This window comes from Corynebacterium sp. HMSC072A02 (assembly GCF_001810085.1).
GTDB lineage: Bacteria > Actinomycetota > Actinomycetes > Mycobacteriales > Mycobacteriaceae > Corynebacterium > Corynebacterium hesseae.
In genome coordinates this window covers 1-289 of record NZ_KV799864.1, presented here as the reverse complement: position 1 = coordinate 289, position 289 = coordinate 1, and the positions used below count along the sequence as shown (strand labels likewise).

Here is a 289-nt window from a genome sequence, read left to right as displayed (position 1 = left end):
CATGATCGGGCTAGACGCAGCCTGCGCGGAATCAAAGAGCAAGTCGCAAAAGCCAAACGTGCTGTTGACGGCGATATCGCAATCAAGCGCAACCGCTATATTGATCTTTCCGCCCCGAATAAGAAGGTTAACTACGCTCTTGCTGCCAAGCACCGAGCCCTGGCCGGAATTAAAGGCTATGAAACCGACCTGACTACTCTTCCCGCTAGTGAGGTTATCGGGCATTACCGCAGGCTGTTCAACATTGAGAAATCATTTCGGATGTCGAAATCAGACCTGAAAGCACGCC

The 289-nt window shown here is 51.6% G+C and carries 1 pseudogene; it reads left to right on the top strand.

The window, feature by feature from the left end:
* Positions 1–289 (top strand): annotated as a pseudogene (locus HMPREF2698_RS13010) (transposase); the annotation flags it as partial.